Below are 8969 nucleotides of genomic sequence, written 5' to 3'. Positions count from 1 at the left end.
AGCTGGTACGACACCGGGTTGCCCACCTTGTTGGTCTTGCTGCCGTTGCTCAGCAGGCGGATGGTGGCCGGGTCGAACTTCTGCGCCGCCTGCTTCTCGGTCGCCACCGTGCGCTGCGTGGTCTGCATGGTGCTGGTGCGCGGGCCGCCGGCCGTGTTGGGCAGCACCACCGGGTCCATCTCGGTCAGCGAGTTGGCCTCGCCGTCCACGTCCATGTCGAGGCGGAAGTTGTAGATGTGCTGGTGCGTGGTGCCCACGATGTTGTGGTCGATCAGCGTGCCGTATTTCGTGTCGTCGGCGGCGCTGGCGTCGGTCATGGTGCGCGCCTTCACGCCCTTGACGGCCTCGATGCCGGTGGCGCCCGCGTTGATGCCGATGGTGCCGTTCTCGGCGAACACCCAGTCGAACATGTAGTCGTAGTTGCCCACGGTGCTGATCCAGCGCACCACCAGCTCGCGGCGCTCGGCGCTCACGTTGGGCTTGCCCATTTCCTGGTGCTTGTACTCGGGGCCGGCGTAGCGCTCGAACACCGCGATCGCGTTGGGGATCGTCATCGGCGCGCCGCTGGAGTCGGCGATGGTGGCGTCGAGGTAGACCGCGTTCTGTGGCGCGTCCTTGCCCGGCTCGATGCTCGACGTCAGCGTGCCCATGCCGTACTCACCCGAGTCCAGGTAGGCCTTGAAGTACCAGCCCACGTCCGGGTCGCCGTAGGGCACGATCATGCCGCCCAGCGTGCCCTCGTACATCACCTTGCGAGGGGTGCCCTTGTCGTTGTAGGTCACGGTCGAGAGCGAGAGCCCGGTGCGCGAGTTCAGGCCGATGTGGAAATCCCAGTTGCGCCAGTGCAGCGTGTTGCCGCTGATGGTGTAGTTCTTGCCCTCGGGCTCGGTGATGTGCAGCGGCTTGTGCGGCGCGCTGCCTTTGCCGGCGCTGCCGTCGTAGGGCGTGGGCTTCATGGGCACGGGGATCACGCCCGCGTCCTCGATCTTGATGACCTGCTTTTTCTCCAGGTCCACCACCGCCACCAGGTTCTCGATCGGGTGCGCCCAGTAGTTGTTGTCGCCCACGTCGAGGTAGCTCACCACCTTGAGCAGGCGCTCTTCCTGTTTCAGCCCGTCCTTGCCGTCGAAGTAGCCCACGGTGAGTGGCGTGGCCACCACCTTCTTCACGTCGTTGATGCCGCGCAGCGCCAGCGCCTTGGCGTATTCCGGGCTGCCCTCGATGGCCGCCTGAACCCCGGCGAAGTCGTCGATCAGCACCATGCCGTGCGCGCCCTCCACCGGCTGCCACTGCGTGAGCTTCTTCGTGGCCAGGTCCACCGTGCCCTCGATCAGCTTGCGGCCGTCGAGGATGACGAACGCCGCCTGGCGCGGCGCCTGCACCGCCTTGCCCTCCAGCGCGTGCGCCCACACCTGGTCTTTCGGTGGCGCCTTGAGCACGATCTCGGTGAAGCGGTGGCCGGGTTTGAACTGGCCCGAGGCTTTCAGCACCTCCAGCGTGGCCTTGATCTCGCCCGCCGTGAGCGGGTTCAGCGGGTGGGGCTTGCGCTCGACCACGAAGGTCTTGTCCAGGCCCGACTGGAACACCTGCTGGAAGAAATCGTGCGCCACATAGGGTGCGCCTTTGCGCATCACCACCGGCACGCCCAGCCGCAGCGTCGCGCCGTTGACCTGCGCCGTTTTCGCGCCCGGCTTCACCCGCACCAGGGTGCTGTTGCGCGAGAGCGTGAACAGCTGGGCGTAGGCGTCCCAGTGCACGGTGGCGTTGAAGTCTTGGGCGGCCTTCTTCAGCGGCACCATCTTGGCGGCGGCGCCGTGGGCCAGGGCCTGCGGTGCCCACAGCGCGGCGGCGGCCAGGGCGACGGCACTCAGTGCCAGGGGGAGGGAGCGGGTGGTCATCGTGGGGTTCCTCGTGAAGCGGGATCGGACAGAACCCGCACCTTAGGACGCCCCCGCACCGAGGGGTTATCCGTATTTGGCAAATCTGCGCCCGGGCCAACAATGGCGCACAACTTGCATCGGTGAGCGCATGAACTTCGATCACTCCCACAAACGTGCACGCGACGCCGGCGAGCAGGCCGCCAGCCTGCACGACTGGGACCAGCGCTACGAGCAGCTCTCGGCCGGTCGCTTCGAGGGCGTGGTGGACGAACTGCGCGTGGGCCCGGTGCAGGTGTTTGCCGAGCGCGCCAACCAGACCGTGATGCAGGCGGGCCGCGTCTGTGCCGACCGCGTCGCCGTCGCGCTCGTGCGCGCCGAGTCCTCGCCCGGCTGGTTCAGCGGCCACCGCCTGCAGGGCGAACAGCTCATCGGCGTCGCCGCACAAGGCGAGTTCGACCTCGTGGCCGGTGCCGACATGCAGATCCTCGCGCTCTCGGTCGACCTGGCGGCCCTGCGCGAGTTGGTGGCCCAGGTGGACGGCCCCGACGCCGAGCTGCCCCCGGTGCCCCTGCTGCTGAACGCCTCGCGCGCGGCCTGCGCCGAATACGGCCTGCTGCTCAACGCCGCGCTGGGGTTCGCGCACAGCCCGGCCGACCTCAGCGCCCAACCCGCCTCGCGCCGCATGCTCGCGCTCTCGCTCTGCGACGCCCTGCTCGCCAGCCTGCGCTCGGGCGAGCCGGTGGGCGCGCTGCCCGCCTCAGCCGCCAGCCGCCGCCGCATCGTGGCCCGCGCGCGCCAGTACATGCAGGCGCACGCGCAAGAGGTGATCGCCGTGCCCGACCTCTGCCAGGCCATCGGCACCTCGCGCCGCGCGCTGCAGTACGCGTTTGAAGAGGTGATGCAGATCAGCCCCGTCACCTACCTGCGCGCCATGCGCCTCAACCAGGTGCGCAGCGAGCTGCGCCAGAACCGGGTGGCGCCCGTGGGCGACGTCGCGGCGCGCTGGGGCTTCTGGCACCCCTCGCGCTTCGCGAGCGACTACAAGGCCATGTTCGGCGAGCTGCCGTCGGCCACGCGCGGCGCCCGCGCCGTGGCATGAGCGCAGCGCCGGGCCGCTCCCAAGCCAGCTCGCACCGCAGCCCGAAGGGCGAAGGTACCCCAATGAGCCTCATGAACCCGCTGCCCACCGCCACCGGCGACTGGTTCAGCTTCCGCGACCTCGGCGAGGGCATCACCCTCATCACCGAGCCGCACGTGATCCCGCTGCTCCGCTGCAACATCTGGCACATCCGCGGGCGCGGGCTCGACCTCATGGTCGACACCGGCCTCGGCGTCAGCAGCCTGCACGCCGCCTCGCGCCACCTCTTCGGTCAACGCATCGCCGCGCTCGCCACGCACGTGCACCTTGACCACGTGGGCGGCCACCACGAGTTCGCCGAGTGCTGGTGCCACCGCCTCGAAGCCGACGCGCTCACGCGGGCCGACCCCGACGGCACGCTGGCCGACTTCGACCTCAACGAGGTGAACATCGACGTGCCCGGCTACGCCACCGGCGGCCCCGCCCTCACCGCCCTGCCCACGCCCGACTACGACCTCTCGGCCTGGGAAATCCAGCAGGCCACCGTCACCCGCCGGCTGGACGAAGGCGACACCATCGACCTCGGCAACCGCCACTTCGAGGTGCTGCACCTGCCCGGCCACTCGCCCGGCAGCATCGGCCTGTGGGAAGCGAAAACCGCCACCCTGTTCTCCGGCGACGCCATCTACGACGGCCCGCTGCTCGACAACCTGCACCACTCCGACCGCGTGGCCTACGCGCGCACCATGGAGCGCCTGCTGGCGCTGCCCGTGAGCGTGGTGCACGCGGGGCACGACCCGAGCTTCGGGCGCGAGCGGCTGCGGGAGTTGGTGCGGGCCTACCTCGACGGGCTGGACCGCGCGGCCTGAACAGGCGTCAGAGATACGCCTGGCGCTGGTGGCGCAAGGCGTCGCGGTCGATGCTGGCGCGCAGCAGCTCGCGGTCGGCCGCGCTCACGCCCCTCTGGGCGAAATGCGCGTCCCACCCGTTCACCGTGCGCGCCACCTGCTGGACCAGCTCGACGGCCCGAGCCTTTTTGATGCCGAACTCGCTCAGCTCCGTCAGCGCGTTGTCCAGACTCGACACCGCGCCCGCGTGGCCCACCGACATGGCCTGGTAACCCAGGTTCTGCAGCGTGGGCACCACGTCGTAGGCCGGGGTCAGCTCGTGGTAGCCGTCGAATGCCAGCCGCACGCTGTGGTTGCGCTCGTGGTCGTCGGTGTTGTCCATGAGGATGTTGAACACCATGCGCCGGAACAGCTCTTCGCGCATCGCGCCCTGCCGGTCCGGGTGGCCCAGGCGCAGCAGCACCGTGGCCAGGGCGCCGTAGCTCTCGGGCAGGCGCGCGGCGCGCAACAGCGTCTTGGCCGACAGGCAGTGCAGGCGGATGTCGCCCACGCGGTCAAAGCGCTGAATGGTCAAGGCGTGGCGCGCCTTGCCATGGCGCGGCGGCAGCGGCAAGACGCTGGTCGTTGCGACGCTCATGCCGGCCAGGGCCGCCAGCGTCATCGTGGCGTGCTCGACCAGGGGCGTGTCCACCGTGTCGTCCAGCTCGCTGAACTTCACCACGCACGGGCCTGCATCGGTTTGCAGCAGAGCCTTGGGACGCGCGCCGCCCAGCGTCACGCCGGGCTGGATCAGTCGCTGCAGGTCCGCCGTGATCGGGGCCTGGGTCTGCACGTCCTCGACGGCGGCGCTGAGCCGGGCGAGGTCGCCGAGCACCGGGTACGGCCCCAGGCGGCGGGGCATGTACTGCTCGGCCGACACCGAGACCCCAAGCGCCCCGAAGCGGTCGTCGCCCGCAAACAGCAGCATTTCCAGCACCGACAGGCGCGCTGGGCGCTCGATCTGGCGAATGATGCGTTCGCCCCAGCGGTCCGGCCGGGCATCGTCGATCGCGCCCGGCGCACTGCCTTTTTCGCCCGCCGAGAAGGTCTGACCGTGCACCTGCGGCAGGTCTTCGCTCAGCGGGAAGTTCCACCACGAAGCGTCATAGGTGAAGGTGGCGCAGTCGGGCACCAGTGGCGACAACCGCAGCTCACCCACCAGGGTGGGCGCCGCCGGGTTGACCAGGGCCCAGACGTACAGCGTGTCCTGGGGCACATAGGTGCTGGGGGTGATGTCGGGCGCGGTCATCGAGGCTGCTTCGGCGACGCCGCCATCAGGGCCGCCAGCCCTTCGGCCGCGGGATGGCGCTGCCCGGGGGTGCCCGGCGCCCGCCTGGGCAAGGCGGCCAACGCGCGTGCCCCCGTCTGCGCAGCGGCCGGCGCATAAGGCCGCAGCTTCTGGCGCACCTTGTTCACCTCGCGCTCCAGCGCCGCGTGGTCGTTCTCCGGCGAAACCAGGTCCGCCAGGCCGACGGTCGGGTTGATCAGCCACAGGCACATCACATACGACGCCATCGCCACCGACGGGTCCCCGCGCTCGATGCGCGCCATGGTCGGCTGCGACACCCCCAGCTTCCGGGCCCATTGCAGCTGCGTCTCGCCGCGCCGCTTGCGGGCGACGACGATGTTCTGCGCCAGCCGCTCAATCTCCTGAAGGACGGCTTGGGGGTAGGCGGCGGGGCTGGTGTTCTGTTTGGGCATACATAGATGTCGTAAAAAAACAAAAAAATAACAATCTATGTTGGCTTATAGCATGGTGTGCTGCCCACTTCAAGCAGGGGATGGGCGCCTCTCTGTCGAAGTCGCATCCAGGAAGAAAGTCCTGTAAAGGATCATAGATACTTTGAAAATCTATACAAACAAACATCTATAAATTTCTATGCCAACCTGCGTTTTTGCGCATGCCTTCAAGTGTCAAGCACTGAACTAGGATGGCGAGCATCCTGCTTTGCTGTTGTTTCCATTGCTATCGGAGCGCTTCTTCATGCCCACACCCGAGCACGTCCTTGGCCCGCTTCGCGCCAGTGCAGACCCAGACGCCAAGGTTCTTGTTCTGTTGGCCGAAGCTGGCGCTGACCTCCAAAAGCCACACGTACCGGAATTTGCTTTTGAGGTCGAGACGGCGGATATTGCCCAGGCCATCGCCAACGAACTGTCTTGTCTTGGCCTCGGCTTTGACGTTGACCTGTACGCGCCTGCACCAGAGGATGCAAACCCCAACCACTGGGTGGTTGCCAAACGCACAATGGTCCTTGATCTTCCCGTCGTCATGGAGCTGTCGGCGCAGTTCGAGGCCCTGGCGGTCAAACACCACGTCAGCTACGACGGGTGGGGCGCAGAAATCGTCGAATGACCCGGAGCACTCTGCGCCTGTCCCCGGTGGCGGGATGTCTCCAGTCAACTCGCCTCGTCTGGATCTGACCCGGCTCGCAGTCCAGCCCTTCGGCCAACTTGCGCAGCTGCTCCAGCCCAACGCCTGATTCGGCCACGGCACGCCCCATGCTTGCCTTCCCCGCATGGACCCTGCCGCCCCCCTCGCCCCCACCCCTCACGCCCACTCCTGGTTCGACGACGCCCACGCGCTCATCGCCGGCTCGCTCTTCGTCGCGCTGGGCATGACCATGTTCGGCCACGCCGGGCTGCTCACCGGCGGCGTGGCGGGCGTCGCCTTTCTGGCCAGCTACGCCAGCGGCCTTGCCTTCGGCCTGCTCTTCTTCGTGTTCAGCCTGCCGTTTTTCGCGCTCTCCTGGTTCCGGCTCGGCCCCGCGTTCACCTTCAAGAGCTTCGGCGCCGTGGCGCTCGTGTCCGCCTGCACCACGCTGGCGCCCAAAGTGGTGCGCTTCGAGCTGCTCAACCCCTGGGTCGCCTCGGTGCTCGGCGGCTTCCTGATCGGCTTCGGCCTGCTCGCGCTGCTGCGCCACCAGGCCAGCGTGGGCGGCGTCAACATCCTGGCGCAGTGGCTGCAACAGTCCCGAGGCTTCAGCGCCGGCAAGGTGCAGATGGGGGTGGACCTGGTGGTCGTGCTCGCGGCGCTGATGGTCGTGCCGCCCGTGCGCGTGGCGCAATCGGTGGTGGGCGCCGTCGCCATCGGCGCCATCCTCGCGCTCAACCACCGGCCGGGGCGCTACCTCGGGGTGTGAGCGGCGGCGGTCAGGCGGACGCCGGCCCGCCCGCCTTCTTCCTCGCGATGCGGTCCCAGTCTTTCAGCGTCTGCTGCAGGCGGTTTTTCGCGTCGGTGTGGCTCTGGCCGAAGGCGTCGTGCAGCCGCTGGCGCAAGGCCTCGTCGGGCGGCGGCGCGGCCAGGGCCTTGAGCCGGTCGATCACCAGCATCACCACCTGAAAGCTGCCCGACTTCACCGCCATCGTCAGCGGCGTCTGCCCGTCGGCCGCCGCGTCCAGCACGTTGGCGCCGTGTTCAATCATGTGCTTCACCAGCCCGGGCTTACCCTCCGCACAAGCCCAGTGCAGCGGCACCAGCCCGCCGTCCAGCCGCACATTGAAATCGGCGCCGGGCGCGAGGTGCTCCGCGGCCAGGGGCCAGCCGGAGGCTTTGATCATTTGTTGGAGTTGCCAGGGGGTCATAGGAGAGCGCGTGTCGGGTGGCGTTGAATCCACTGAGGGTATGCGAGTACCGAGCAGTTTTTGACAAGGCTTGCGACTTTGTTGACGACTGCGATTGTGGGTATCCTGCGTTTAACCGTTTTAGTCAAAGTCGGGCCCGACATGGATGACCAGAGCCAATTTGAGCAGTTGCTGCATGTACTCAGGGCAGTGCTGCCTCCAGCTGTCGTCACAACTTGCGAGAGCCTCAATGCGCATGGCGAGTGGGAACTTGCACTTGGCCATTGCAAGGCTCACTTGCGAGACATACAACTTTCGGAATCAGCTGCCGCGCTACTAACCGCCTGCGAAGCTCGCTTTGGCAACAAGCCAAACGATGTAGGCCCTTCCGTAGAAACATAGCCGATATGCGCACCGCAGTGGCACAACTCATCGCTCTTGGCCAGTTCCCAGGTGAAGCCAATGCATCGGTGCCACGCGTTCAAGCATTCGAGTCTTTGTTGAAGACGATAGAGCCACCACTGACCAGGGATGAAGCCTTGACCGTCTTGGGTGTCTTTGGGGAAGACAGTTGCTTCGGCTTGGCTTGGTCGTTGATTCACCTCGTGGAAACGGCGCCTGGTTGGCCTTACGCAGCGGCACTCCATGAAAGTCCCAATCCCTGGGTCAAGTTGCTGCTGGACCGAGCGGGGTAAGGTTTAGTGGTGACTCACTGGGGCTTGTCCTGCATGGGTCCCCGTCACCGACAAGCCTGTTTGAACTTCACAGAAGATGCTTCGCCCCGCAACCTTCTATCTGCTGGCCCTGGTCATCGGCTCGCTGCTCGTGTCCACCGTCGAGGTGCTGGCCTACTGGCGCGACGCGGAGCCTTCCAGCCAGATCGTGGCTGCCTGGCCGGTGATATTTCTTGTCTTGCTGGTCCTCTGGGTGGTGGAGGACAGCAAGGCGCAGCCAGGGATCGACAAGCCTTTCGAGTTCGAGTTCCTGGTATTCATCTGGGCCATTCCTTATCTGCCCTACTACCTCTGGCGCACCCGACGATGGCGAGGCATGTTGTTGCTGATCGGTTTGGTGCTGCTGTACTTCCTCGGCTACTTGGGCCAGTGGGCGGTCTACCTTTCTTACTGAACCTGCACGATGGCTGAGCCTCGAGACACATCCCAATCTCATTCAACGCGGTCCCAGCGCGTCTGGCTGTTTCTGATTCTGGGTTTCACCGGGAGCGGAGTGGGAACCCTGTTGGCCCTGTTTTTCGGCATGTCGTCCTGGCCGGATGCGCGTCTGTTCGTCCTGGTGGGCGCAGCCAGCGGGCTGGCGCTGGCAAGTGCCCTGGCACCAAACCTGCTTAAACTCAGACACAGAGAGGCGAGTGCACCAAACCGGTGATTCGCTGCCTTGAAGACCGCTAGGGTTCCGGGCGCTGCTCATACATCTATGTAGAGCGCGCCGTCTGGTCCGAGAGCAGTCGGCCACGATCGTGTGGCTCCACGGAGGGACAAAAGCCCGGGAGATGCTTCGCTGCTTGCGCACGAGCCTCTCTCGCCGTTTGTCCCTCTGGTCAGG

General features: G+C 66.7%; 9 protein-coding genes and 1 riboswitch. Of the genes, 5 read left to right on the top strand and 4 right to left on the bottom strand.

Features of this window, described 5'->3' with window-relative positions:
• Window positions 1-1898 (bottom strand): stalk domain-containing protein (locus IV088_RS24140; protein WP_291107013.1); only part of this gene is annotated, 1898 nt, incomplete at its 3' end.
• Between the two features lie 130 nt (window positions 1899-2028).
• Here IV088_RS24140 and IV088_RS24135 point away from each other — a divergent pair.
• Together IV088_RS24135 and IV088_RS24130 are read left to right on the top strand one after the other, a co-directional pair.
• On the top strand, window positions 2029-2979 hold the full coding sequence (locus tag IV088_RS24135; protein WP_291107011.1) for a helix-turn-helix domain-containing protein: 951 nt from the start codon (window positions 2029-2031) through the stop codon (window positions 2977-2979).
• Window positions 2980-3050: 71 nt separating this feature from the next.
• Window positions 3051-3827, top strand: a complete 777-nt coding sequence (locus tag IV088_RS24130) for an MBL fold metallo-hydrolase (RefSeq protein WP_291107009.1) — start codon at window positions 3051-3053, stop codon at window positions 3825-3827.
• 7 nt (window positions 3828-3834) lie between these two features.
• On the opposite strand, the gene IV088_RS24125 is transcribed toward IV088_RS24130, so the two are convergent.
• Window positions 3835-5094, bottom strand: a complete 1260-nt coding sequence (locus tag IV088_RS24125; protein ID WP_291107007.1) for a type II toxin-antitoxin system HipA family toxin — start codon at window positions 5092-5094, stop codon at window positions 3835-3837.
• Window positions 5091-5546 carry an XRE family transcriptional regulator gene (locus tag IV088_RS24120; RefSeq protein WP_291107005.1) on the bottom strand — a complete coding sequence of 152 codons (456 nt, stop codon included), beginning with the start codon at window positions 5544-5546 and terminating at the stop codon, window positions 5091-5093. Before IV088_RS24120 ends, IV088_RS24125 begins: the two co-directional genes overlap by 4 nt.
• Before the next feature lie 247 nt (window positions 5547-5793).
• Between IV088_RS24120 and IV088_RS24115 the strand changes: the two genes are divergently transcribed.
• Window positions 5794-6198, top strand: a complete 405-nt coding sequence (locus tag IV088_RS24115; RefSeq protein WP_291107003.1) for a ribonuclease E inhibitor RraB — start codon at window positions 5794-5796, stop codon at window positions 6196-6198.
• A gap of 163 nt (window positions 6199-6361) precedes the next feature.
• A complete protein-coding gene (locus IV088_RS24110) occupies window positions 6362-6985 on the top strand; it encodes a YitT family protein (protein WP_291107001.1) in 624 nt (207 codons plus the stop codon).
• 10 nt (window positions 6986-6995) lie between these two features.
• Here the strand turns inward: IV088_RS24110 and IV088_RS24105 are convergent, their stop codons facing one another.
• Window positions 6996-7403, bottom strand: a complete 408-nt coding sequence (locus IV088_RS24105; RefSeq protein ID WP_291106999.1) for an ankyrin repeat domain-containing protein — start codon at window positions 7401-7403, stop codon at window positions 6996-6998.
• A 774-nt stretch (window positions 7404-8177) separates the two neighbouring features.
• On the opposite strand from IV088_RS24105, the gene IV088_RS24100 reads away from it, so the two are divergent.
• The gene (locus IV088_RS24100; RefSeq protein ID WP_291106997.1) at window positions 8178-8534 is read left to right on the top strand and encodes a hypothetical protein; all 357 of its coding nucleotides are present in this window, start codon (window positions 8178-8180) and stop codon (window positions 8532-8534) included.
• A 266-nt stretch (window positions 8535-8800) separates the two neighbouring features.
• Window positions 8801-8918: riboswitch (guanidine-I (ykkC/yxkD leader) on the top strand.
• The last annotated feature ends 51 nt before the right edge of the window (window positions 8919-8969 follow it).

The sequence above is a fragment of the Hydrogenophaga sp. genome, from assembly GCF_018780075.1.
GTDB lineage: Bacteria > Pseudomonadota > Gammaproteobacteria > Burkholderiales > Burkholderiaceae_C > Hydrogenophaga.
This window is presented reverse-complemented; position numbering and strand designations above follow the sequence as displayed.